This window comes from Nocardioides sp. NPDC006273 (assembly GCF_040613495.1).
Lineage (GTDB): Bacteria > Actinomycetota > Actinomycetes > Propionibacteriales > Nocardioidaceae > Nocardioides.
This window is the reverse complement of sequence record NZ_JBEXSD010000004.1, coordinates 54,384-78,826: the sequence shown is the minus strand read 5'-3', so window position 1 is coordinate 78,826 and position 24,443 is coordinate 54,384. Positions and strand designations below refer to the sequence as shown.

Annotated in this window: 21 protein-coding genes; 14 read left to right on the top strand and 7 right to left on the bottom strand. The window is 69.6% G+C overall.

Features of this window, described 5'->3' with window-relative positions; genetic code table 11:
* Positions 1 to 168: 168 nt before the first annotated feature.
* From ABZZ22_RS03225 to ABZZ22_RS03210, 4 genes are all read left to right on the top strand, one after another.
* A complete protein-coding gene (locus ABZZ22_RS03225) occupies positions 169 to 888 on the top strand; it encodes an ABC transporter ATP-binding protein (protein WP_354926755.1) in 720 nt (239 codons plus the stop codon).
* Positions 888 to 1,754: a branched-chain amino acid ABC transporter permease gene (locus ABZZ22_RS03220; RefSeq protein WP_354926753.1), complete on the top strand. Its 867-nt coding sequence runs from the start codon at positions 888 to 890 to the stop codon at positions 1,752 to 1,754. The genes ABZZ22_RS03225 and ABZZ22_RS03220 overlap by 1 nt, the downstream gene beginning before the upstream one ends.
* Positions 1,751 to 2,767: a branched-chain amino acid ABC transporter permease gene (locus ABZZ22_RS03215; protein WP_354926751.1), complete on the top strand. Its 1,017-nt coding sequence runs from the start codon at positions 1,751 to 1,753 to the stop codon at positions 2,765 to 2,767. Before ABZZ22_RS03220 ends, ABZZ22_RS03215 begins: the two co-directional genes overlap by 4 nt.
* Positions 2,768 to 2,924: 157 nt before the next feature.
* On the top strand, positions 2,925 to 3,584 hold the full coding sequence (locus tag ABZZ22_RS03210; protein WP_354926749.1) for a hypothetical protein: 660 nt from the start codon (positions 2,925 to 2,927) through the stop codon (positions 3,582 to 3,584).
* On the opposite strand, the gene ABZZ22_RS03205 is transcribed toward ABZZ22_RS03210, so the two are convergent.
* Together ABZZ22_RS03205 and ABZZ22_RS03200 are read right to left on the bottom strand one after the other, a co-directional pair.
* Positions 3,556 to 4,212, bottom strand: coding sequence for a hypothetical protein (locus tag ABZZ22_RS03205; protein WP_354926748.1), 657 nt, complete (start codon positions 4,210 to 4,212; stop codon positions 3,556 to 3,558). The two genes, ABZZ22_RS03210 and ABZZ22_RS03205, sit on opposite strands and share 29 nt — an antisense overlap.
* Complete coding sequence (locus ABZZ22_RS03200; RefSeq protein WP_354926747.1) at positions 4,202 to 4,666, bottom strand: hypothetical protein; 465 nt, start codon at positions 4,664 to 4,666, stop codon at positions 4,202 to 4,204. The genes ABZZ22_RS03205 and ABZZ22_RS03200 overlap by 11 nt, the downstream gene beginning before the upstream one ends.
* A 68-nt stretch (positions 4,667 to 4,734) precedes the next feature.
* Here ABZZ22_RS03200 and ABZZ22_RS03195 point away from each other — a divergent pair, with 68 nt between their 5' ends.
* From ABZZ22_RS03195 to ABZZ22_RS03180, 4 genes are all read left to right on the top strand, one after another.
* The gene (locus ABZZ22_RS03195; RefSeq protein ID WP_354926745.1) at positions 4,735 to 5,586 is read left to right on the top strand and encodes an alpha/beta fold hydrolase; all 852 of its coding nucleotides are present in this window, start codon (positions 4,735 to 4,737) and stop codon (positions 5,584 to 5,586) included.
* A 119-nt stretch (positions 5,587 to 5,705) separates the two neighbouring features.
* Entirely contained in the window at positions 5,706 to 7,499 is a 1,794-nt protein-coding gene (locus tag ABZZ22_RS03190; RefSeq protein ID WP_354926743.1) for an FAD-dependent monooxygenase, read from the top strand.
* Between the two features lie 175 nt (positions 7,500 to 7,674).
* Positions 7,675 to 8,727, top strand: coding sequence for a maleylacetate reductase (locus ABZZ22_RS03185; RefSeq protein ID WP_354926741.1), 1,053 nt, complete (start codon positions 7,675 to 7,677; stop codon positions 8,725 to 8,727).
* Positions 8,727 to 9,620, top strand: coding sequence for a dioxygenase (locus tag ABZZ22_RS03180; protein WP_354926739.1), 894 nt, complete (start codon positions 8,727 to 8,729; stop codon positions 9,618 to 9,620). The genes ABZZ22_RS03185 and ABZZ22_RS03180 overlap by 1 nt, the downstream gene beginning before the upstream one ends.
* 86 nt (positions 9,621 to 9,706) lie before the next feature.
* On the opposite strand, the gene ABZZ22_RS03175 is transcribed toward ABZZ22_RS03180, so the two are convergent.
* Both ABZZ22_RS03175 and ABZZ22_RS03170 read right to left on the bottom strand, forming a co-directional pair.
* Entirely contained in the window at positions 9,707 to 10,468 is a 762-nt protein-coding gene (locus ABZZ22_RS03175) for a Clp protease N-terminal domain-containing protein (protein ID WP_354926737.1), read from the bottom strand.
* 124 nt (positions 10,469 to 10,592) lie between these two features.
* On the bottom strand, positions 10,593 to 11,942 hold the full coding sequence (locus tag ABZZ22_RS03170) for an FAD-dependent oxidoreductase (RefSeq protein ID WP_354926735.1): 1,350 nt from the start codon (positions 11,940 to 11,942) through the stop codon (positions 10,593 to 10,595).
* Between the two features lie 462 nt (positions 11,943 to 12,404).
* On the opposite strand from ABZZ22_RS03170, the gene ABZZ22_RS03165 reads away from it, so the two are divergent.
* Positions 12,405 to 14,399 carry a glycosyltransferase family 39 protein gene (locus ABZZ22_RS03165; RefSeq protein WP_354926733.1) on the top strand — a complete coding sequence of 665 codons (1,995 nt, stop codon included), beginning with the start codon at positions 12,405 to 12,407 and terminating at the stop codon, positions 14,397 to 14,399.
* A complete protein-coding gene (locus tag ABZZ22_RS03160) occupies positions 14,396 to 15,604 on the top strand; it encodes a glycosyltransferase (RefSeq protein WP_354926731.1) in 1,209 nt (402 codons plus the stop codon). The genes ABZZ22_RS03165 and ABZZ22_RS03160 overlap by 4 nt, the downstream gene beginning before the upstream one ends.
* Here the strand turns inward: ABZZ22_RS03160 and ABZZ22_RS03155 are convergent.
* Positions 15,576 to 16,430 (bottom strand): helix-turn-helix transcriptional regulator, encoded by an 855-nt coding sequence (locus ABZZ22_RS03155; protein WP_354926729.1) that lies wholly within the window; start codon positions 16,428 to 16,430, stop codon positions 15,576 to 15,578. The two genes, ABZZ22_RS03160 and ABZZ22_RS03155, sit on opposite strands and share 29 nt — an antisense overlap.
* A gap of 101 nt (positions 16,431 to 16,531) precedes the next feature.
* Here ABZZ22_RS03155 and ABZZ22_RS03150 point away from each other — a divergent pair, with 101 nt between their 5' ends.
* The gene (locus ABZZ22_RS03150; protein WP_354926727.1) at positions 16,532 to 17,548 is read left to right on the top strand and encodes an aldo/keto reductase; all 1,017 of its coding nucleotides are present in this window, start codon (positions 16,532 to 16,534) and stop codon (positions 17,546 to 17,548) included.
* An 8-nt stretch (positions 17,549 to 17,556) separates the two neighbouring features.
* Here the strand turns inward: ABZZ22_RS03150 and ABZZ22_RS03145 are convergent, their stop codons facing one another.
* Complete coding sequence (locus tag ABZZ22_RS03145) at positions 17,557 to 18,636, bottom strand: citrate synthase (RefSeq protein ID WP_354926725.1); 1,080 nt, start codon at positions 18,634 to 18,636, stop codon at positions 17,557 to 17,559.
* A 134-nt stretch (positions 18,637 to 18,770) separates the two neighbouring features.
* Here ABZZ22_RS03145 and ABZZ22_RS03140 point away from each other — a divergent pair, with 134 nt between their 5' ends.
* The 3 genes from ABZZ22_RS03140 (at position 18,771) to pntB (ending at position 22,945) form a co-directional block, all read left to right on the top strand.
* The gene (locus ABZZ22_RS03140; RefSeq protein ID WP_354926723.1) at positions 18,771 to 19,763 is read left to right on the top strand and encodes a DUF2332 domain-containing protein; all 993 of its coding nucleotides are present in this window, start codon (positions 18,771 to 18,773) and stop codon (positions 19,761 to 19,763) included.
* A 239-nt stretch (positions 19,764 to 20,002) separates the two neighbouring features.
* A complete protein-coding gene (locus ABZZ22_RS03135; RefSeq protein ID WP_354926721.1) occupies positions 20,003 to 21,532 on the top strand; it encodes a Re/Si-specific NAD(P)(+) transhydrogenase subunit alpha in 1,530 nt (509 codons plus the stop codon).
* 12 nt (positions 21,533 to 21,544) lie between these two features.
* Positions 21,545 to 22,945: a Re/Si-specific NAD(P)(+) transhydrogenase subunit beta gene (pntB, locus tag ABZZ22_RS03130; protein ID WP_354926719.1), complete on the top strand. Its 1,401-nt coding sequence runs from the start codon at positions 21,545 to 21,547 to the stop codon at positions 22,943 to 22,945.
* A 57-nt stretch (positions 22,946 to 23,002) separates the two neighbouring features.
* On the opposite strand, the gene ABZZ22_RS03125 is transcribed toward pntB, so the two are convergent.
* Complete coding sequence (locus ABZZ22_RS03125; protein ID WP_354926717.1) at positions 23,003 to 24,379, bottom strand: hypothetical protein; 1,377 nt, start codon at positions 24,377 to 24,379, stop codon at positions 23,003 to 23,005.
* Between the last annotated feature and the right edge of the window lie 64 nt (positions 24,380 to 24,443).

Here is a 24,443-nt window from a genome sequence, read left to right as displayed (position 1 = left end):
AGTTCCGCGAAGAAAGTGCGAGTTCGGCGAGGTACCTCGGTCGACATCCCAGGGCGACCCGGCGAACGCTCACCGAGTTACCTCGGTCGGGGGCCACTCCCCTCGCGGAGTTCCGCGAAATAGGCACCCCTTCACCGAGTTACCTCGGTCAGCATTCGAGGAAGGCCGATGACCAACCTGCTCGAGGTCGACGCGATCGACGTCGCCTACGGCGACTTCCGCGCCCTGCACGGCATCACCCTGACCGTCGCCGAAGGCGAGACCTTGGCGGTGATCGGTGCCAACGGCGCCGGCAAGTCGACCCTCCTGAAGACGATCGCCGGCCTGCTCCGCCCGAGAGCGGGGCAGATCCGTTTCAGCGGCCACAACGTCTCTCACACCTCCGCCCACCGGCGGGTCCGCGAGGGCATCGCGCTGACGCCGGAAGGGCGGCGGATCTTCGGCTCGCTCACCGTCGAGGAGAACCTCAAGGTCGGTGCGTACGGACGCCGCCCCGGTCCCTGGAACCTCACGACCGTCTACGACGCGTTCCCGCTGCTCGCCGAGAAGCGCTCGCGCAAGGGAGCGCACCTGTCCGGCGGCGAGCAGCAGGCCACCGCGATCGGCCGGGCGCTGATGTCCAACCCGAGGCTGCTCCTCCTCGACGAAGTCTCCCTGGGGCTCGCCCCGGTGGTGATCGCCGACATCTACAAGGCGCTGCCGACGATCACCGGAAAGGGCACGACGGTGCTCGTGGTCGAGCAGGACCTCACCCAGGCGCTGACGGTCGCCGACCGGGTGCAGTGCCTGCTCGAGGGCCGCACGGTCCTCGAAGGCGCCAAGGCCGACGTCACCCGTGAGCAGGTCCAAGCGGCGTACTTCGGGGTCGACGAGCAGGAGGTGGGCTGATGGACTGGATCAACGCGGTCCTCCAGGGCCTCCTCCTCGGCGGCCAGTACGCGCTCCTCGCCTGCGGACTGAGCCTCATCTTCGGCGTGATGCGGATCGTCAACCTCGCCCACGGCGTCCTCGCGGTCGCCTCGGCCTACCTCGCGCTCTGGCTCGTCCAGCAGACCGGGATGCCGTCGTTCCTGACGCTCCTCGTCGTGATCCCGGTGCTCGCCGCGGTCGGCTACGCGATCCAGCGCGGCCTGTTCAACCCTGCGCTGCGCCACGGCGAGCTGTCGCCGCTGCTGGTCTCCTTCGGCCTGGCCGTCATCGGCGCCAACCTCCTCCAGGAGGTCTTCACCGCCGACTCCCGCAAGATCTCGATCGGCACCCTGTCGACCTCGGCGGTCGACCTCGGCGGCCTGCGGCTCGGTGTCTTCTCGCTGCTCACGCTCGTCGTGGCGGTCGGCGTCATCGTCGGCCTGCAGCTCTACCTCTCGCACACCCGCATCGGCCGCGCGATGCGCGCGACCAAGGACGACCCGGAGGCGGCCACGCTCATGGGGATCGACGAGAAGCACATGTACGCCCTGGCCACCGCGATCGCGATCGGCACCGTCGCCCTGGCCGGTGTCTTCCTCGGCATGTCGACACAGTTCAGCCCGACGTACGGGGATCTCGTTCTCATCTTCGCCTTCGAGGCGGTCATCATCGGTGGTCTCGGGTCGCTGTGGGGCACGCTCCTCGGCGGCCTCGTGCTCGGCGTCGCGCAGACCGTCGGCGCCCAGATCGACCCGGCCTACGGCGTCCTCGCTGGTCACCTGGTCTTCCTGGTCGTGCTCCTGTTCCGGCCCCAGGGCCTGCTCCCGAAGGCGGTCGTCGCATGAGCTCAACGACAACCCTCGCCAGACAAGACCTGAAGGTCGTACGCGGCGGCTGGCCCTCGCTCGCGGGTGGCGGCGTCCTCGCCGCGATCGTGGTCTTCCTGGCCGCGGCGCCGTGGTTCGTGTTCAGCCCGGGCGACGTGACCAACCTGGTCACCCTCTTCGCGCTGATCATCCTGGGCACGACCTGGAACCTGATGGCCGGCTACGGCGGGCTCGTCTCGATCGGGCAACAGGCGTTCATCGGCGCCGGCGGCTACGGCGTGATCAAGCTCGCCGACGTCGTCGGGCTGCCGATCCCGGTTGCCGTCGTGGCGGCCGGCGTGGTCTGCGCCGCCCTGGCCATCCCCACCTCGTTCCTGCTGTTCCGGCTGGTCGGAGGCTACTTCGCGATCGGCACCTGGGTAGTGGCAGAGGTCTTCAAGCTGGTCACCCAGGAGCTCCCGGGCTTCGGTGGCGGCTCCGGCCTCTCGCTCACTGCCTTCCAGGGCGTCGACCGGGTGACCCGGATCGCGACCGTCTACTACCTGGCGCTCGTGCTGGCCGTGCTCGTCGTGCTCGCGACGTACGTCCTGATGCGCTCGCGCGTCGGGCTCGGCCTGACCGCGATCCGTGACGACTCGGTGGCGGCGGCGTCGCTCGGGGTCGCGGTGCGGCGCTCGCAGCGGATCGTCTACGTCGCGGCTTCCGGTGGCGCCGGTCTGGCCGGGGCACTGATCGCGGTCAACGGCCTGCGGGTTTCGCCGGACTCGATGTTCTCGGTCCAGTACACCGCCTTCATGATCTTCATCGTCGTCATCGGCGGCCTGGGGACGATCGAGGGCCCGATCCTGGGCGCGGTGATCTTCTTCGCGCTGCAGCAGCTGCTGGACTCCTACGGCACCTGGTACCTCGTCGCGCTCGGAGCGGTCGCGATCGCCGTCGTGCTGCTGGCGCCGCGCGGGTTGTGGGGGCTGGCGGCGCGGGGTCGCTACGAGATATTCCCGGTCGGTCACACCGTTCATTCATCGGCCTAGAAAGTTATCCACAGGTTTGTCCACAAGGGGGGTCGGCTGTGGAAAACTCGACTCATGGTGCCGCCACTACGTCTACCATCGGGCTTGCGGGATGCGGCGGGAGACATTGACGACGCGATTTTCTGATGGGCTGACTGCTGTGCTCAAGGTTGGCGCCATGACTCTCACAGGGCTCATCGGTGCCGCCCCGCTTGCGACGGCGTTATTGCTGCCGGGGAGTCTTCCTGAGCGCGTCGCGATGGGGCTGTTCGGCGCCATCTCGCTGATGTCTGTGGTCGCTGCCGCGGTGGTCTGGTTTCCGCGAGCGCGGCGCCCGGATACGTACGTCATCCACGACGGCTCTGCCGTCACCCTCTCGCTGCGCAGCCGACGGCAGGTGCCGGCGGTCCTCATGCTGGTGCTCCTGGTCGTCCCTGACATGGTCAGAGGCATCATGCGGCGGCCTGCTCTGCGTCTCGACTCCACCGGAGTGCAGTGGCGTGGTCCAGTTCAGGATGTTGAGATCGCCTGGCACGACGTGCTCGAAGTGAGTCAGACCCGCATTGACGCATCGACACCAGTGATCCGGGTCCTTGGCCGTGACGGAGCAGCGTCCTACGTGCACACGAAGCGCGGGATTCTTTTCAGGAGGCGGTTGGCGCACCCTCAGCTGGATGTTCCCGCGGTGCTGGTCGATGACCCTTTCGGGATGTACGTGATCCTCAACGGCCTGGCGATGGCTCGCGACGACGAGCGGCCGGGCAGGGTCGCCGCCATCCCGGAACTCCTCCAGGACCGCGCCAACGGCATCAGGCCGGAGAGCCAGTCGCGCCGCTGAGACTCCGCGATTCGCTCGGCCTGCTGGTCAAGCGGGTGAGCTGTCGGAACACGGCGGTGCTGGTGGTCGGCATGAGCCCGGGCCCGTCGCCGGCCGAGGTGAGCAGCGCGTCGCGGCGTACCACGGCGGTGAGGTCGAGCTGTCGGTCCCCGGCCGCCCGGATGCGCCAGGCCAGGTCTGAGCGCAGCTGGGCGAGAGCGTTCGACCGTCGGGCCTGGTCCTGGGCGACGAGGTCGGTGACGATCTGGTCGTCCGCCGGCTCCGGCGGTCCCATGTGCCCGCCGGGAAAAGGCCTCAGGCTGACCGCCTGGGCAAGGCCTGATGCGGCGAAGGCCCGAGATGCCGGGACCAGGCGCAGAGTGCTGTCGCTCACCGCGATCAGCGCGGCCCCCGAGCCCGCGTCATACGCGAACCGGTGGCGGCGCCTGGTCGGCGCCGTTGCTACGTCGACCGTGACCGTCAGGTCGGGGCTGCGCAGCGCGTCGAGCAGGTCGGTGAGGCCAGGCGGGACCGAGCCGAGGGCGGACCTGACCGCCGCAGGGTCGGTGCCTGGCCGGAGGAGGTGGTTGAAGATCTCGTAGTCGAGCTGCAGCGCGGTGCCTCCGGTGGGACGGAACTCAACCTGCACCGGCGGCCACCTCCGCCGGGTCCCAGCTCTGCGCCGTCGTGGCGACGATGTCAGCGAGCGTGTCGTAGCGATCGGTGGCCAGCGTCGCGGTCAGCGTGTGCCCGGCCGATCCGTCGACGTACTCGACGATCACGAACCACTGCTCCAGCACCAACGCCTCGTCGTTGGGCCCCGTGTGGTGGGCGAGCCGTCGACCGCCGGGCTGACCGGCGACTCCCAGGCGCTCCAGGTCGATGAGCAGGTAGCCGCGGAGCGCGGCACTGATCAGCTCTTCGGTCTGGTGCACCCACTGGCGCAACCCGATCTCGGCGCCGAGCGGTTCGACCGTGTGGGCCAGAGTGCCGCGAAACCGGTCGTGGTCGACGCCGTGATTCTCGACCGCCATCCAGAGGGTCTCGCGCGGAGGGCGAGCCAGCCTGTCCCAGTCCGGCGGAATCGGCGGTAGCACCGACACGTCGTTCCTCCTCGGTCAACAGCAGCCGCGGGAGAGCGTACGCTGCTACTGGTAGGTAACATGATGCCATGACTGAGTCCTGCGCCCGTGCTGCGACCACCGAGACGTACGCGATCGAGCGCACCGAGGGCACCAGTTTCACACTGACCGTGGCGCGCGCGTCGGATCCGGGCGCGCCGACCCTGCTGGTCGTGCCCGCGATGGGCATGCCGGCGGGCTACTACGACAAGCTGATCGTGGCCCTCGCGGAGGCGGGGATCAACGCCGGCCGGATGGAGCAGCGTGGCCACGAGGAGGTCGGCGGACGGGTCGCCGGCTGGTCCTACGACTTCGGCTACGCCGACCTGGTCGACGACATCGCGGCCGCCGTCGACCGCCTTGGCGAGTTGATCCCGGCCTCGGCCGGCGCGACGTACGTCCTCGGGCACAGCCTCGGCGGCCAGGCCGCCAGCGCCTACGCAGCGCTGCACCCCGACCGGGTCGCCGGCCTGGTCTACGTCGCCTCGCAGACGCCCTACTGGCGCAACTACGGCCCGGGCTTCCTGGTCGCCAGCCAGGCGATGGGCCTGGTCGGGCGGGTCGTCGGCCACTTCCCCGGCAAGCAGCTCAAGTTCGCCGGCCGCGAGGCCCGGACCCTGATGAAGGAATGGGCCAGGTACGCCCGCACCGGCCGCCTCCGCTTCGGCCGTCCGGCCCGCGACGTCACCGCCGCGATGCGAGCCCTGGCGAAGCCCGCGCTGATCGTCTCCATCGACGGTGACTGGTTGGCACCGAGCGCGACGGTCGACGAGATCCACCGCCGGCTGCCCGGGCTCGAGGTCGCGCGCGTCCACCTGGACGAACCCGGCATCGACCACTTCAAGTGGGCCCGGAAGCCCGACTCGACGATCGCGGCCGTTCAGGAGTGGCTCGCGCGCTAGTCGCGTACGCTTTTCCGCCAACCAGCGCCCCTACCTTTGATGCCGCCCGAGCGGGCCGGTAAGACTCGCCTCTGAGACTGCGATCCCACACCCCACCGCGGTCTCGGAAAGGTGAGGAAATGCCAGTCTTCGACGACGGTCAGCAAGAGACCGAGGTCCCCGAGACCGAGGATGTGGTGACCACCGACGTCCTCGTCGTGGGATCCGGCCCGGCCGGCGCGTCCGCCGCGCTCTTCCTGAGCGAGCTCGGTGTCGACAACATCATGATCACGAAGTACCGCTGGACCGCGAACACCCCGCGGGCGCACATCACCAACCAGCGCGCGATGGAGATCTTCCGCGACCTGGGCATCGAGGAGCAGGTGCTCGCGGACGCGACGCCGCACGAGCTGGTCGGTGACACCGTCTTCTGCACGAGCATCGCCGGCGAGGAGATCGGCCGGATCCGCACCTGGGGCACCCGCCCCGACCGCGAGGCCGACTACCAGCTCGCCTCGCCGTGCCTGACCGTCGACATCCCGCAGACGTACCTGGAGCCGATCCTGGTCCGCAACGCGACCGAGCGCGGCACCCAGACGCGGTTCTCCACCGAGTACCTGAGCCACACCCAGGACGACGAGGGCGTCACCACGATCGCCCGCGACCGGCTGACCGGCCACGAGTACAAGATCCGCTCGAAGTTCCTCATCGGCGCGGACGGCGCCCGCACTCAGGTCGGCGCCGACATCGACCTCCCGCTCGAGGGCGCGATGGACATCGCCGGGTCGATGAACATCACCTTCAAGGCCGACCTCTCCGAGCTCGTCGACCATCGCCCCTCGGTCCTCTACTGGGTCATCCAGCCGGGCTCGAACGTCGGCGGCATCGGCACCGGCCTGGTCCGCATGGTCCGCCCCTGGGACGAGTGGCTGATCGTGTGGGGCTACGACATCAACCAGCCGCCGCCGGAGCTGACCGAGGAGTACGCGGTGAAGGTCATCCGCGACCTGCTCGGGATGCCCGACCTGGAGCCGGACGTGACCGGCTACTCGCTGTGGGGCGTCAACGAGATGTACGCGACCCACGCCCAGAAGGGCCGCGTCTTCTGCGCGGGCGACGCCATCCACCGGCACCCGCCGTCGAACGGCCTCGGCTCCAACACCTCGATCCAGGACTCCTACAACCTGGCCTGGAAGCTCGCCGCGGTCCTGCAGGGCTACGCGGAGCCGTCGCTCCTGGACTCCTACTCGACCGAGCGCACCCCGGTCGCGAAGCGCATCGTCACCCGCGCCAACCAGTCCGCCCGCGAGTTCGGCGAGCTCTTCGAGGCGCTCGGTGTCGTCGGCCTCGAGGGCGAGGAGATGGCCAAGGCCATCGAGGAGCGCAAGGCCAACACCCCCGAGGGTGCCGCCAAGCGCGCCGCGCTGGTCACCGCGATGGAGCGCAAGAACTACGAGTTCAACGCCCATGGAGTCGAGCTCGGCCAGTTCTACGAGTCCAACGCGATCGTCTCCGACGGCACCCGGCCCGCGCCGACCGGCGACGAGGACCTCTATCACCGGATGTCGACCTCGCCGGGTGCTCACCTCCCGCACGCCTGGGTCGGCGACAACGTCGAGAAGCACGCGATGCTCGACCTCGCTCCCTACACGCAGTGGACGCTGATCACCGGGGTCGCCGGCGAGGCGTGGGAGGACGCGGTTGCCGCGGTGAGGTCCCGGGTCGGGATCCCGCTGCAGGCGGTCGTGATCGGGCCGGGCCGACGGGTCACCGACCTCTACTTCGACTGGGCCAAGCTCCGCGAGGTCGAGGAGTCGGGCGCCATCCTGGTCCGCCCCGACAAGCACATCGCCTGGCGCTCCATTTCGCTTCCCGAGGACCCTGCCGCCGCGCTGGGCGAGGCGGTTGCAGCGTTGCTCGGTCGGTCGGCATGATCCCGCTCCCGCTGGTCGAGGGCCACTTCGTTCAGACCCTCGCGCCAGCGAGCGTGTCGAGACCAACACAGTCCCATCGAGCGCCGCGGAGGACCGTGTTGGTCTCGACACGCCTCCGCCTAGCGGCTCCGGCGGCTCGACCAGCGGTGGCCACTCGAGCGGCGGGGGCACCCTCGTGAAGTTCACGCACGAGTCGCTGCCGCAGCGGGTCCGCTTCGCCGCCGGCGAGGCGCCCGCTGCGGTGGCAGCGGAGATCGACGAGCTCGAGGCCAGGCGGGTGATGGTCATCGCCGGTGAGCGCGAGGCCGAGCTCGCCGCCCGGGTGACCGCCGATGTCCCGGTCGCGCTGCGTCACGACGAGGTCGTGATGCACGTGCCGGTCGAGGTCGCCGAGCGGGCTCGTGAGTGCGCCGCCGAGTCCGCCGTCGATGCGCTGGTCTGCGTCGGCGGCGGCTCGACCACCGGGCTCGCCAAGGCCGTCGCTCTCACCACGGGGCTTCCGATCGTGGCGGTCCCGACGACCTACGCCGGATCCGAGGCGACCAACGTCTGGGGCCTGACCTCGGGCGAGACGAAGACGACCGGCATCGATGCCCGCGTGCTGCCGCGGTCGGTCGTCTACGACGCCGCGCTGCTGACCACGCTGCCCGGGGAGATGACCGTCGCCAGCGGGCTGAACGCGCTCGCGCACTGCGTCGATGCCATGTGGGGTCCGCGGGTCGATCCCATCGACCAGGTGTTCGCCGCCGAGGGGATCCGGGGGCTCGCCGCCGGCCTGCCGCTGGTCAGGTCCGACTCGGAGAGCATCGAGGGGATCGAGCAGACCCTCTACGGCGCCTACCTTGCGGCGGTCTCGTTCACGTCGGCCGGGTCCGGGATGCACCACAAGATCTGCCACGTGCTCGGCGGGATGTTCAACCTGCCCCACGCCCAGACTCACGCGGTCGTGCTCCCGCACGTGCTCGCCTTCAACGCGCCGTCCGCTCCCGAGGCGGAGGCACGGATGGCGTCCGCGTTCGGGGCACCGAGCGCGGTGGCGGGGCTGGCGGCGCTGCGTACGACACTGTCCGCGCCGAAGGCGCTCGCGGACTACGGCATGCCCGAGGACGGCATCGCCAAGGCGGTCGCGCCGATCATGGCCGCGATCCCGGACAACAACCCGACCCCGGTCACCGAGGAGAACCTGACCGCGCTGCTGACCGCGGCGTGGGCGGGAGAGGAGAGCTGATGAGCGACGTACGTGGCGTATCGCCGGAGCAGCAGGCGGTCGAGCAGACCCTGGTCGACACCGTCGTCGCGTCCTTCGACGCCTGCGAGGACCCGCGCCTGAAGGAGGTCATGGTCTCGCTGACGAGGCACCTGCACGCCTTCATCCGCGACGTACGCCTCACCGAGGACGAGTGGAGCGCGGCCATCGCGTTCCTGACTGCCGCCGGCCACATCACCGACGACGTACGCCAGGAGTTCATCCTCCTCTCCGACACCCTCGGCGCCTCGATGCAGACGATCAACATCAACAACCAGGCGTACGCCGATGCGACCGAGGCCACGGTCTTCGGGCCGTTCTTCGTGGAGAACTCCCCGGCGATCGAGCCGGGTGGAGACATGGCCTTCGGTGCTCCGGGCGAGCCGTGCTGGGTGACCGGGACGGTCACGGGAACGGACGGGAAACCGCTGGTCGGAGCGAAGATCGAGGTCTGGGAGGCGGACGAGGACGGGCTCTACGACGTCCAGCGCGATGCGGGCGCGAGGGCGGCCCGGGCGCACCTGTTCACCGACGCCGAGGGCGGCTACCGGTTCTGGGGGCTGACGCCGACGCCATACCCGATCCCCGACGACGGCCCCGTCGGCAAGATGCTGGCCGCGGTCGGGCGCTCGCCGCTGCGCGCCTCGCACCTGCACTTCATGGTCACCCACGAGGGCTGCCGAACGCTGGTCACCCACATCTTCCCCGAGGGCGATCCGATCGGCTGGAAGGACACCGTCTTCGGGGTCAAGGAGTCGCTGATCAAGAGGTTCGAGCGGCAGGCCGCCGGGACGCCGACGCCGGACGGCCGCGTCGTCGACGGCACCTGGTCGAAGGTGCGGTTCGACATCGTCCTCGCGCCCAGCGGGGTCTAGGCGCCAAGCCGTCCACACAGTCGTCCCTGGCGCGTCCGGGCACAGGGGTGTGGGCCGTACGCGCCAGGGCGCCAGGTGATGGTGAGCTACTCCGAGGTGTCGGCGTCGTCCGAGGCGCCGCCGATCTCGAGCGCGGCGAGGATCGAGTTGATGCTGGACTCGGTCGCTTCCTTGTCGACGCCGGCCTCGTGGAGGATTCCGGTGCCGGCCTCGTGCTCGAGGAGGGCGAGCAGGATGTGCTCGGTGCCGACGTAGGAGTGCTCGAGCCGCAGGGCCTCGCGGAAGGTCAGCTCGAGGACCTTCCTGGCATCGGCCGTGAACGGGATCATCTCCCCGACCTCGCCGTAGGGCTCCGGGATGGCAGCGGTCGCCGCGGCGCGGACCGCGTCGAGGGTCACGTCCTGGGCCCTGATCGCGTGGCCCGCGACGCCCTCCGGCTCGGCGAGGAGACCGAGCACGAGGTGGGGTACGCCGGTCTCCGCGTTCGCGGCCTTCCGTGCCTCCCCCTGGGCGGCGACGACCACGGTCCGGGCACGCGGGGTGAACTTCGCGAACCCGGCGTTCGGGTCGAGCGGCTTGTCGCCGGCCTTGGGGACGAACTTCTTCTGCGCCGCCTGCTTCGTCACCCCCATCCGGGTCCCGATCTCGGTCCAGGATGCGCCGGAGCGGCGAGCCTGGTCTACGAAGTGCCCGATCAGATGGTCTGCCACCTCACCCAGGTGCTCGCCGACCACCATCGCGTCGGCCAGCTGGTCCAGAGGCTCGGGCCGAGCCTTCTTGATCGAGTCGATCAAGGTGTCGAGGCGTACGGCCTTGAGGGCAGGGTCTGCATCGCGGGGAGTCGTCATGCGTCAACTGTAGGTTGACGGACGCGTTCCGTCAACCTTTGGTTGACGATCTTCTGGCATTGGTGGGAAATGCCAGCGGGCCGGTCATCCGTGTGGATGACCGGCCCGCTTCGTACGGCGTGCGTCAGTGGCAGTGGTTGGAGATCTGGATCATCTCGTCGCGGGGGACGACCTTGATCCGCTCGCGGCCCTGGGCCTCGCCCAGGGAGCGCTCGTGGTTGTCGAGCTTCTCCCAGCCCTCGATGGTGGTGAACTCGACGCCCTTGCCGGACAGGTGCTCGAGGACCGCCGCGGTCGTGCCGTGCTCGGGCGGCGTGAGCTTGTCGAGGTCCTGGAGGAGGTAGTCGATGGTCTCCTTGGCGTCGGACTTGGTGTGGCCGATCAGGCCGACCGGTCCGCGCTTGACCCACCCGGTGACGTAGGTGCCGTCGATGTGGTCGCCGTTGAGGTCGAGGACCCGGCCGCCGGCGTTGGGGATGACGCCGTTCTCGCTGTCGAAGGGCACGTCGGGGAGCGCCTCGGAGAGGTAGCCGACGGCGCGGTAGACGGCCTGGACCGGAGTGTCGGTGAACTCGCCGGTGCCGGAGACGGTGCCGTCGCCGTTGTACTCGGTCTTCTCGCTGCGCAGCGCGACCACGCGGCCGTCCTCGCCGACGACCTCGACGGGGTTCTGCATCATGTGGATGACGATCTTGTGGGGCTTCGCGCCGACAGGTGCATCCATGTACTTCAGGAGGATGTCGGCCACGAGCTTGGTCGCCTTGTGGCTCTGGATCGCCTTCTCGCCGGCCTCGTCGATCTCGAAGCCCTCCTCCTTCACGACCACCTCGACAGAGGGAGAGTGGGAGAGCTCGCGCAGCTCCATCGGGCTGAACTTGATGTGCGCCGGGCCGCGGCGGGCGAAGACGTGGATCGTCTTGGCCGGGTTGTTCTTCAGGCCCTGGTAGACGTTGTCGGAGACCTCGGTGACCAGCTGCTCGTCGGCAGGCTTGGCCAGCATGCGGGCGACATCGAGAGCGACGTTACCGGCGCCGAGGACGGCGACCTCCTCCGCCTCGAGAGGCCATTCCCGCGCCACGTCGGGGTGTCCGGCGTACCAGCTGACGAAGTCGGCCGCACCGTAGGACTGAGGCAGGTCGATCCCCGGGATGTCGAGCTCGCGGTCGGCCATCGCGCCGGTCGCGAAGATGACGGCGTCGTAGAAGCGACGCAGATCGTCGAGCTTGAGGTCGGTGCCGAAGTCGACGTTGCCGATGAACCGAATGCTGTCCTGGTTCAGGACGCGCTTCAGCGCCTTGATGATCTCCTTGATTCGCGGGTGGTCCGGAGCCACGCCGTAGCGAACCAGACCATAGGGAGCAGGCAGGCGCTCGATGACGTCGACGCGCGCACCAGGGTGCTCCTTCGTGAGGATGTCGGCAGCGTAGATGCCGGCCGGGCCAGCACCGACGATCGCAACGCGGATGTCACGCATAAGGGAGTTCACCTTCCGTGGATGTACTAAGGCAAGCCTAAAGGGGGTCGTGCAACCCTCCGAATCCGTTCCACCAGGTGGTTGCGTGGCGTACGCGGGTCTCACGCTCAATTCTAGAATGCGTTCTCGTTCAGGACGGATGCGAGGACGTGATCTCCGACACGTACGGCGCGTCGCGTTGCTGTGCTTTTCATGGTGACTGTTCGCTGCCGACCCTTTCGTTGAGGGTGTTCTCGTCGGCTCCCGGGGTCAAGGCGATGTATCGAGCTTGTCGAGATGACGGCCTGCGGCCGCCGGCTTCGCCGGCCGCTGTCGCGGTCCTTGACCCTGTCATCCTTCGAGGATCTCGGCTGGCTATCGGCCCGGTGGCGGGGTTTGGTGCAGCGGATTCCAGAGCGACCCATAGCCACACCACAGTCTCGATGTACGGCCAGCACAGCGAACCGCACAAGCCTGGCCGTCATGACCACACTTCTCGAACCCCAGTCGCCCAGCCGGCCAACTCCGGCCCCGAGACGATCCTGGCGCCCGACCCCCGAACGGGCATCGCTCATCATTCTGCTCGCGGTGACCGCGTTGGCGTACCTGTGGACGCTGTCGGAGTCCGGCTACGCCAACCAGTATTACTCCGCGGCCGCCCAAGCCGGCGGCGAGAGCTGGGCGGCGTGGTTCTTCGGGGCGCTCGATGCGAGCGGCTCGATCACGGTCGACAAGCCGCCGGCGTCGCTGTGGGTGATGGGCCTGTCCGTACGCGTCTTCGGGCTGTCCTCGTGGAGCATCCTGGTCCCGCAGGCCTTGATGGGTGTGGCCACGGTCGGTCTGACCTACGGCCTCGTCAGAAAGGTCGCGCCGTGGCAGGCGGCGCTCGCGGCGGGGGCGTTCACGGCGCTGGCTCCGGCGGCGGCGCTGATGTTCCGGTTCAACAACCCGGACGCGCTGCTGCTCATGCTCCTGGTCGGTGCAGGGTTCTCGACGCTGAAGGCGATCGAGACGGGCAAGGGCAGGTGGATGGTGCTGGCCGGTGCGCTGCTCGGCTTCGCCTTCCTCACCAAGATGCTGCAGGCGTTCCTGATCATCCCGGCGATCGCGGTCGTCTACCTGATCGCAGGCAAGGGTTCGTTCGGGAAGAGGATGGCGCACGGCATCGCGTGCTTCGTGGCGATGGTCGTCAGTGCCGGCTGGTACATCGCGATCGTCGAGCTCATGCCCGAGTCCTCGCGCCCCTACATCGACGGCTCGACCGGCAACTCGCTCCTCGAGCTGACCCTCGGCTACAACGGCGTCGGCCGGCTCAACGGCGGCGACTACGGCGGCCTCGGCAACGCGGGCTTCTCCAGCGCGGCTGGGATCCTACGCCTCGTCCAGGGCGTCTCCGGTGGGATGGTCTCCTGGCTGCTCCCTGCGGCCCTGCTCGTCCTCGTCGCCGGCCTCGTCGCGCTGCGTAAGGCGCCGCGAACCGACCTGACCCGTGCTGCCCTGATGCTCAGCGGCGCCACCATGCTCGTCACGGGGCTCGTCTTCTCCTTCATGGCGGGCATCTACCACGACTACTACGTGGTCGCCTTGGCTCCGTGGATCGCGGTCACCGCGGTCGTCGGCACGGTGATCATGTGGCGCGACCGGGACGATCTCACTGCCCGGATCACCCTGGCCATCGCGATGGCCGGCAGCGCGGTATGGGGCTGGTTGCTCCTCGGGCAGTCGGGTGAGCAGCCGTACGACGCGCTGCGCTGGCCCGTCCTCGTCACCGGGCTCGGGGTCGCTGCCGGGTTCGTCTTCGCCGACCGGTTCACCAGCCGGGCCGCAGTCGTGCTCCTCGCGGCGGCAGCCGTGACCCTGGGCATCGGACCTGCCGCGTACGCGATCCAGACGATCGGCACCGCACACACCGGCTCGATCGTGACCGCCGGTCCCTACCAGGGCGGCGGCATGGACGGACCCGGCGGCGGTCGCGCAGCTCGGTTCGGCGGCCCAGGAGGCCAGAACGGCGCCCCACCTGCCGGGCAGATGCCGGGCACCCAGATGCCGGGGCGAGGCAACGGCGGTGGCATGCCCGCCGGCGGCATCGGCGGCCCGACGGGCGGCGGCCAGGTCGACGACGAGCTCGCCGAGGCAGTGAGCACCAACGCTGCCAACTTCACCTGGGTGGCCGCGACGATCGGGTCCCAGACCGCGGCCGGCCTGCAGCTCGAGACCGGCGAGGCCGTGATGGCGATCGGTGGCTTCAACGGCACCTCGAACAGCATCACCCTGGAGCAGTTCCAGGAGTACGTCGCCGACGGCGAGATCCATTACTTCATCTCCGGCGGCGGCGTGGGCGGTGGCATGGGCGGCAGAGGAGGCAGCAGCAACGAAACCTCCAGCGCCTCCGAGATCAGCGCCTGGGTGGCAGAGAGGTTCACCCAGACCACGATCGGCAGTACCACGGTCTACGACCTGACGGAGGGTGCCTCGTGACCGCCGAGCAGATGTCGCCCGGCCCAGGGACGGTCTCGACAACCCCGACCTCCGGGAGCGTCGGCACGGCGGTCGACCTGGTGATCCCGGTCTACAACGAAGAGCAGAGCTTGGAGGGGGCCGTCCGCCGGCTCGACGACTACCTTCGTCACCTGCCGTACGACGCCACGATCACGATCGCCGACAACGCCAGCACCGACGCCACCTGGCAGATCGCCCGACGGCTGGAGGTCGAGCTCGGCCGCGTACGCGCGGTCCATCTGGACGAGAAGGGCCGTGGCCGGGCGCTCAAGGCCGCCTGGAGCTCCTCACAGGCAGAGGTGGTCGGCTACATGGACGTGGACCTCTCCACCGACCTGGCCGCGCTCGCTCCCCTGCTCGCCCCGCTCCTGTCCGGGCACTCCGACCTGTCGATCGGCACCCGGCTGGCCACGGGCAGCCGGATCGTGAGGGGCCCGAAGCGTGACTTCCTGTCGAAGGGCTACAACCTGTTGCTGCGGGGAATCCTGTCCGCGGAGTTCACCGATGCTCAGTGTGGCTTCAAGGCGATCCGCCGCGACGTCGCCGAGAAGCTTCTCCCGCTGGTCGAGGACGACAGCTGGTTCTTCGACACCGAGCTGCTCGTGCTCGCCTCCGAGGCCGGGCTGCGTGTCCATGAGGTGCCCGTGGACTGGGTCGACGACGCGGACTCGCGCGTCGACATCGTCAAGACGGTCAAGGAGGACCTCGACGGGATCCGGCGGCTGCTGTTCGGGCTGGTCAGCGGCAGGATCGACCTCAGCGGCTTACGCCCTCCCGGACCCGCCCGGAGCCCGAGCCTGGCGGCGCAGGTGATCCGGTTCGGCGCCGTCGGGGTGATGAGCACACTGGCGTACCTGCTCCTCTACGTGCTGCTCCGCACTGCGGTCGGCGCCCAGGCGGCCAACCTGGTCGCGCTCTTGGTGACCGCGGTCGGCAACACCGCTGCCAACCGTCGGCTGACCTTCGGGATCACCGCACGGCAGGGCGCTGTGAAGCATCACGTCGCCGGACTGGCCGCCTTCGGGATCGGGCTGGCACTGACCTCGGGATCGCTCGCGCTCCTCCACCTGGCCGCACCGATCCCGGCCCGCGGGGTCGAAGTGGCGGTGCTGGTGGCCGCCAACGCCGCGGCCACACTGATCCGCTTCATCGCCCTCAGGTGGGTGATGAGTCCGCGTACGTGAGTCGCTGGTTGCCGATGACGCGGAGAAGTTCGAGCTTCTCCGCGGCGTCGGTGCCCTCGAGCGGGAAGTACGCGAGCAGCTTCACGTCGGCCTCCTCGGTGAGCAGGACCTCGCAGCGGACGGCGACCGCACCGACCTCGGAGTGGACGAACGTCTTCACATCGGCACGCCGCACGGCCACCTCGTGACGCTCCCACAGCCGACGGAACTCCTCGCTCTCGTCGAGGAGGTCATGCACGAGCGAGGTGATGTCGGGGTCGCCCGAACGCCGGGCGTACGTCGCTCGCAGATCCATCACGTGGCTCGCCGACATCCGGTCCCAGTCCCGCGGCGGCGCAGGCCGTAGGTCGGGCTGGGTGAACCAGCGCCACATCAGGTTGCGGCCCCGCCCAGGCCCGTCGGGCAGCGGGGGAAGCAGTGCCGTGGCGAGTTGGTTGAGCCACGCGAGCTCGCCGGTGTCGGTGCAGATCACGACCGGGATGTCGGTCAGCCGCCGGGCGAGCGCGATCAGGCCCGGACGTACGTAGTGACCTGATCGCCGCAGGGGCGGCGTCATCCCGGCGAGGTAGAAGAGGTGGTCGCGCCCGTCGAGGTCACACTGCAGCGCCCGCGCGATCGCGGAGAGCACCGACTCCGACGGCGCCGACCCGCGCGCCTGCTCCAGCCGCGTGTAGTGGTCGGTCGAGACACCGGCGAGCGAGGCGACCTCCTCCCGACGAAGCCCAGGCGTACGCCGCCGCAACCCGTCGGGGAGGCCGACGTCGGCGGGCCGGAGCAGATCTCGGCGACGGCGGAGGAAGTCGGCGAGCTCGCGGCGGTCGGTCACGCTCCCATCCTCCGTCGGTGAGGGCCGGTTATCCAGGGACAGCTCGTCCCTGGATGTGCCGTGCCTCCCCGGGACGCGACGGGAGTCGCAGGCTGGAAGGCATGACGACCCACAACATCAGATTCAGCAGCAGCCGACAGCTCGGTAAGAACGGCCCCACGGTCACCTCCCCGGCGCTCGGCGGGATGAGCCTCTCCGGCGCCTACGGCAAGGTCGACGACGAGGAGGGCGTACGCGTCATCCACGCCTACCTCGACGCGGGCGGCACCCTGATCGACACCGGTGACTTCTACGGTGCCGGCCACAACGAGATGCTGATCGCCCGTTCGTTGCGCGAGCGCGACCGCGACGACGTGGTGCTCTCGGTGAAGTTCGGCGCACTGCTGACTCCGGACGGGATACCGGCGGGCTTCGACGGCCGCCCCGAGGCGGTCAGGTCCTCCCTCGCGTACTCCCTCCAGCGGCTCGGCACCGACCACGTCGACATCTACCGCCCCGCCCGCCTGGACCCACAGGTGCCGATCGAGGAGACCGTGGGCGCGGTCCAGGAGCTGGTGGAGGCCGGATACGTACGCCACATCGGACTGAGCGAGGTCAGCGCCGACACGATCCGACGCGCCGCCACGGTGGCCCCGATCAGTGACCTGCAGATCGAGTACTCCCTGCTCAGCCGGGGGATCGAGAGCAACGGCATCCTCGACACCTGTCGCGAGCGGGGCATCGGCATCACCGCCTACAGCGTCCTCGGCCGCGGCCTGATCGGCGGCAGCGGCGCCGTCGACGGTTCGCTCGCTCGCATGCCTCGCTTCCAGGGTGACAACCTCGACCACAACCGCGCGCTGCTCACCGCTCTGCAGGAGATCGCCGCGGCCAAGGGCGTCACGCTTGCGCAGCTCGCGATCGCCTGGGTCGCCGCTCGTGGGGAGCACGTCGTGCCCGTCATCGGCTCGCGCCGAGTCAGCCAGGTCGAGTCCATGGCCGAGGCCGATGCGGTCGTGCTCGACGATGCCGACCTCGCCCGAATCGACGCCGCCGTTCCCGTCGGCGCTGCCCGCGGCGACCGCTATCCGAGCCAGTTCATGGCTCAGCTCGACAGCGAGCGGCCGGCCGCGGGCTGACCGGTAGGTCAGGCAGTGGGGTCGGTCGCCCGCCAGCGCAGCGGGTCCTCCGTGGACTCCTCAGCGATGTGCGCGGCGAGGCCGACCGTACGTCCGGTCTGGAAGAACACCTCGGCGGCGGTATCGGGCAGCCCACAAGTCACGATGAGCGCCGCGAGCGCCCCGTCGATGTTCGGCCGCCGACCGGCAAGAGAGGTGATCTCGGACAGTCGCGCCAAGACCGGAGCGGAGCCGTCGACGAGGGCGAGACGAGCGAGGATCGCATCGGCACGCGGGTCGCCGTCGGGGTGCCGCCAGTGACCGAAGCCGGGCACCGGGCTGCCCGGGGAGCCCGCCGGGCCGTCTCGCAGCACGGCGAGCGCGGACGGCCCGATGCCACCGTGCAGCCGCCCCGAGAGCGCGGCGTACCCCGCCACCAGGCAGTCGTACGCCGAGGCCCGCGCCGAGGCGGCGACCCTGGCCGCCACCACGGAGGCGGCCAGGCCGTGGTCGATGAGTGCGACCAGTGCGGTGTTGAGCGTCGCGACCTCTTGCGGGCTGCCGGGGCGCCCGGCGACCGCCGCGAAGATCCCCTCGGGGACCGGTCGGTCCGGCGCCACAGGGGCGCCGAGCGCGACCGGCGCCGCACCGAGCAGCCCCTTGGCGATGCCGACAGCTGCGACGGGCTCGACCCATTCGCTCTCGGAACCTGCCCACTGCGCGAGCGCGGGCAGCCGGCGGTGAAGCGGCAGCGCGGTCAGATGCGCCGGCGCAGAGACGACGACCCCAGCAGAAGGGCCGAGGACGAGATCGACGACCTCCGCCAACGGCTCGTCGGCCAGGTCGGCGAGCGGTACGCCGCGCAGGAACAGCTCTCCCTCGCGTACCTCGCTCACGTTCGAGCGGACCGAACGCATCGGGAGCACGCCGAGCGGAGAGCCGGGGTGGTGGCGGGTGCCGCCCAGCGCGTCGATCTCCGCCCGGTCGAACAGGCTCTCGCCTCCACTACGCCGCCGGGTGAGCAGGCCTCGGCTGACATAGGTGTAGAGGGTCGTGCGCTTCACCCCGAGGCGCTGGGCCGCCTCCCGGGTCGTGATCCACTCCGTCACGACGACACTCTCGCTCACGGACCGGCTCCGGCGCCATGTCGACTCGATCGACATCGCGCCGCCCCGCCCCGCGGCGTCACGGTGGGGTCTCGACAAGCTCGACCACCGGGACCTCATCCAGAAGGAGAGACGCCATGCTGCCGCTGACCGATCTGACCGACATCGAAGAGAGCTATCGGCTCTACGCCGGCGAGATGGCCACCTCGCCGTGCTACCACGCCTGGGCGAGCAGTGTCGCCGACGACCCGGAGGTTCTCCGGCTGCTGAGCGGCCTGCCCATCCTGAAGCAGCAGGCCAACCTCGTCTTCGCCGCGGCCCGCCGGCACGGGCTTGAGCCCGGCCCCTACGACGACCTGCGGGCCCTGCTCCTCGGGCCCGAGTGGCCGGCCGTACGAGCGACGATCCTCACCCGCCGGACCCAGACCAACGAGGTCGCTCGGCTGGCCGCACTGACCCCGGCGCTCGGGATGCTCGGCGACGGGCCGCTGGCTCTGGTCGAGCTCGGTGCCAGCGCCGGCCTGTGCCTCTACCCGGACCGCTACGACTACAACTGGGACGGCGCGGGCGAGCTCCGCGGTTCAGGCGGGCCGACGCTCCGGGTCCCGGCGACCGGCCCGGTCCCGGTGCCAACGGAGCCGCCGCGCATCACCGCTCGCATCGGAATCGACCTCAACCCGCTCGACGTCACCGACGAGGAGGACATGAGCTGGCTGCTCACCTTGATCTGGCCGGGCCACGACGAGCGTCGCGACCGCCTGGCCGCGGCGATCGCGGTGACCAGGGCAGAGCCGCCCCACCTCATCGCCGGCGACATGCTCGACCGACTGGACGGCGCGATCGAGCTCGCTGCTGCTTCGGGTGGCACTCCGGTGGTCCACCACAGCGCGGCAGCGGCGTACCTGGACGAGCGAGAGCGAGTCGAGCTGGACAAGCGCATGCGTACGTTGGTGGCGGCCGGCCGCTGCCACTGGATCAGCCTGGAAGGGCCGCGAGTGATCCCTTCCCTCGCGCCGGCGCCGAGCCTGCGAGATGCGGACCATCACTTCTGCCTGGCGGTCGACGGGCGAGCGGTCGGCTGGTTCCAGGGCCACGGCGCGGCACTCGGATGGGCGCAGACCGACGAGTAGGCACCCAGCTCGGAGGCCGGCAGTGAGACCGTGAGGAAGACCACAGGTCTTGGACCGATACAACCGGACAACCCTGGTGTCCACGGGCTGATCTGCCCTACCGTTACCGACCGGTAACCAGCACGGTGGGGGTTCCGGACCGGAGCCGGTCATGAATCGGTCACGCGCTGATCGGCTGACCGGGACGCCACCGTGCTGGACACTGAAGACACTGCGCAGCTAGACCCAAGGAGTCGAGGATGCTCATCGGAGTGACCCGAGAGACGAAGCCCGGCGAGACCCGGGTGGCGGCAACCCCCGCGACCGTCAAACAGCTGACCGGTCTGGGCTACGACGTCGTCATCGAGGGTGGAGCCGGCGAGGCGTCCAGCTTCACCGACGAGGCGTACGCCGAGGCCGGCGCCCGCATCGGCACGGCCGCCGATGCATGGGGAGCGGACCTGGTCTTCCGGATCAACGCCCCCTCGGTCGGCGAGGTCGAGCTGCTGAAGAGCGGCGCCACGCTGGTCGCCCCGTTGGCACCGGCGCATAGCAGCGAGCTCCTCGACGCCCTGGCCGCCCGCAAGGTCGACGCGTTCGCGATGGACGCGGTGCCGCGTATCTCGCGGGCGCAGTCCATGGACATCCTCTCCAGCCAGGCCAACATCGCCGGCTACCGCGCCGTGGTCGAGGCGGCCCACCACTTCGGCCGCTTCTTCACCGGTCAGGTGACCGCGGCGGGCAAGGTGCCGCCGGCGAAGGTGCTCGTGGCAGGTGCCGGTGTGGCCGGTCTGGCCGCCATCGGCGCCGCGAGCTCGCTGGGAGCGATCGTCCGCGCGACCGACCCGCGTCCGGAGGTCGCCGACCAGGTCAAGTCGCTCGGCGGCGAATACCTGAAGGTCGAGGTCGAGGTCGAGAAGTCGACCGACGGCTACGCCAAGGCGACCTCGGAGGCCTACGACCAGCGCGCCGCGGAGATCTACTCCGAGCAGGCCCAGGACGTCGACATCATCGTGACCACCGCACTGATCCCAGGCCGCCCGGCGCCGAAGCTGATCACGGCGGCGGACGTGGCGAGCATGAAGCCGGGCTCGGTCATCGTCGACATGGCCGCCGCGATGGGCGGCAACGTCGAGGGCACCGTCAAGGACCAGGTCGTCACCACGCCAAACGGTGTCACGATCATCGGCTACACCGACCTGCCCGCGCGCCTCCCGGCCCAGTCCAGTCAGCTCTACGGCACCAACCTGGTGAACCTGATGAAGCTGGTGACCCCCGAGAAGGACGGCGTGCTCGCCCTCGACCTCGAGGACCAGGTGCAGCGCGGCCTGACCGTCGTGCACGACGGTGGCGTGCTCTGGCCGCCCCCGCCCGTGCAGGTCTCGGCGGCTCCGGCCGCCGCGGCTCCGGCAGAGGTCGCCGTGAAGGAGGAGAAGAAGCCGCTCTCGGCCTCCGCCAAGCTCGCGCTGGTCGGCACCGGTGCGCTCGCGCTCTTCCTCCTCAACGCGGTCGCCCCGGCCGAGATCACCCGGCACTTCACGGTCCTGACGCTCTCGATCGTGATCGGGTTCTACGTGATCGGCCACGTGCACCACGCGCTGCACACGCCGCTCATGTCGGTGACCAACGCGATCTCCGGCATCGTCGTCGTGGGTGCTCTGCTCCAGCTCACCGTCGCTGACAACGTCGTACTCGTGCTCGCGGGCGTCGCCACGCTGCTGGCGAGCATCAACATCTTCGGCGGCTTCGCCGTGACCCGTCGCATGCTCTCGATGTTCCGGAAGGCCTGAGGCAAACACGTCATGGATATCTTCTCGATCGCAGGCGCGGCCTACCTCGTCGCCGCCCTTCTCTTCATCCTGTCCCTGGCAGGTCTGTCCAAGCACGAGACCGCCTCACAGGGCTGGCTCTACGGCGTCGCCGGCATGACGCTCGCGCTGGTCGCGACCGTGATCCAGGTCGTCGACGGCGGCACCACCACCGCGGTGATCGTCCTCATCGCCGCTGTCGCCGTCGGCGCGGTCATCGGCCTGTGGCGCGCCAAGGTCGTCGAGATGACCGGCATGCCCGAGCTGATCGCGCTGCTGCACTCCTTCGTGGGTCTGGCCGCCGTCCTGATCGGCTGGAACGGCCACCTCGAGGCGGCTGCCGGTCACATCCACGGTGGCGCCATCCACTCGGCCGAGGTCTTCATCGGCGTCTTCATCGGTGCGGTCACCTTCACCGGCTCGATCGTCGCCTTCCTCAAGCTCTCCGCGCGGATGAAGTCGGCCCCGCTGATGCTCCCGGGCAAGAACCTGATCAACATCGGCGCCCTGGTCGTCTTCGTGATCCTGACGGTCGTCTACGTCATCGATCCGACGCTCCCGCTGCTGATCGCCGTCACGGTCGTGGCCCTGGCCCTCGGCTGGCACCTGGTCGCCTCCATCGGCGGCGGCGACATGCCGGTCGTGGTCTCGATGCTCAACAGCTACTCCGGCTGGGCCGCGGCCGCCTCCGGCTTCCTCCTGAGCAACGACCTGCTGATCGTCACCGGCGCCCTGGTCGGGTCCTCGGGTGCGTACCTCTCCTACATCATGTGCAAGGCGATGAACCGCTCGTTCATCTCGGTCATCGCCGGTGGCTTCGGCATCGAGGCCGGCCCGGGCGGCGACGTCGACTACGGCGAGCACCGCGAGATCAACGCCGAGGACACCGCCGAGCTCCTCGCCGGCGCCTCGAGCGTCGTGATCACCCCCGGCTACGGCATGGCCGTCGCCCAGGCGCAGTACCCCGTCGCCGAGCTCACCCGCATCCTGCGGGAGAAGGGCGTGGACGTACGTTTCGGCATCCACCCGGTCGCCGGCCGTCTCCCCGGCCACATGAACGTGCTCCTGGCCGAGGCCAAGCTGCCCTACGACATCGTCCTGGAGATGGACGAGGTCAACGACGACCTGGCCGAGACCGACGTCGTCCTGGTCATCGGCGCCAACGACACCGTGAACCCGGCCGCCGCGGAGGACCCCAGCAGCCCGATCGCCGGGATGCCCGTCCTGCGGGTCTGGGAGGCGAAGAACGTGGTCGTCTTCAAGCGGTCGATGGCCGCGGGCTATGCCGGCGTGCAGAACCCGCTCTTCTTCCGGGAGAACACGCAGATGCTCTTCGGTGACGCCAAGACCAAGGTCGACGAGATCGTGGGTGCGCTCGCGCGCGTCAACGCCTGACCTGCTCGAGGGGCTGGTGGCGTACGGGATCCTGTACGCCACCAGCCCCTCTCCGGCTCACTGGTAGAGCCGGACGGTGTGCTTGTCGTTGACGACCAGGCGCTCGTCGTCGACCTGCATGTAGATGTCGCGTTGGTTCTCCTTGTCGCCGACCGACTCGACGTCGGGCACGGTCAGCGACCATGAGTCCTCGGTGCTGCGCCACTCCCGGAACGAGATGGTGGCGCGGTCGAGCCGGTAGACGCCGTCGTCGAGCGCCTGGAAGGCGTCCTCGTAGCGATCCTCGCCCATCGGCTTCCCGGCAGCGTCGAAGAGCGCGCCGTCGTCGGTCCCGAAGTTGACCTGCTCGCCCTTGCCGTCGACCTTGACCATCTGCACCGCGGCGTAGGGCCTGCCGGTCGAGAACGGGAGCGAGCCGACCTTGCCCGTGGTGTCGTAGATCGGGTACGGCCCGGTCGACGGCATCGTGACGCCCTGGTCCTCGTCGTACGTGCCTGGCTCGATCACCGCCAGCCGGTTGCCGGCGGTCGCGACGACATCACCGCTCCCGGACACATCCCACAACGGCTTCCCGCTCTTGGCGGAGTAGCCGAAGGTGCGGTCGGCAGCCAGGATGACCAGGTCGTCGTTGGCCTGGTGCTCGATCTCGTAGGACTGCTTGATGCCCTTCCAGCCGGGCTGGAGATCGGTCTTCCAGACGAGCTCGCCATTCGTGCGCGCGTAGCGAGCGAGGGTGTCACCGTCGAGGGCGTAGACCGCGTCGTCGAAGACCGTGAACTCCTCGCCCTCGATCTTCCACTCGCCCGGATCGGTGGGCTCGCGGACCTTCGCGAGCGTCTCGGCCTTGGCGTCCCAGAGCAGGAAGCGACCGTCGCTCTCGACGCCGTACAGGTAGTGGTTCTCGCCGGTGTCCTTCCACAGGACGTTGCCGTCGTAGTCCCAGACGATGTTGCCGCTGTCGCTGCTGCTGCCCTTCGCAGTGGTCGCGACCGGGCCGTACCAGCTCGCCTCGATCGTCTTGGTCTCCTCATCCACCCAGGCGCCGCTGTAGTCGTGCTTCTCCGGGCGCCACTTCTCCTTTCCCTGATCGTCGAGCACGACGAAACCGGCCTTGCCCTCGAGGAGAACGATCGTGAAGTCGGGACCGGGCACCGCCCAGCGGACCGTGTCCGTGGTCTTCCAGGCCCAGCTCTGTCCGGGCTCTGAGGTCAGGGCGCCGAGATCGCTGTTGGTCCCCGCCGTCTCGGCCACGTCGTCCCCGGAGCTGCCCTTGTCGTCGGGACCGAGGACCAGGAAGGCCCCGACCCCGGCGACGACGAGCAGGACGAGCGCGGTGAGTCCGCCGCCGACGAGGAGCCAGAGGCCGGTCTTGGACCGCTTCTTCTGAGGAGTGGCGGCGTAGGCGGCACCTGGCGGCGGCGGTGGGATCCACACGTTTCCGGTCGGAGGTGGCGGCGGAACCCACGCCCCAGGCGGTGGCGGTGGCGGTGGCGGCGGG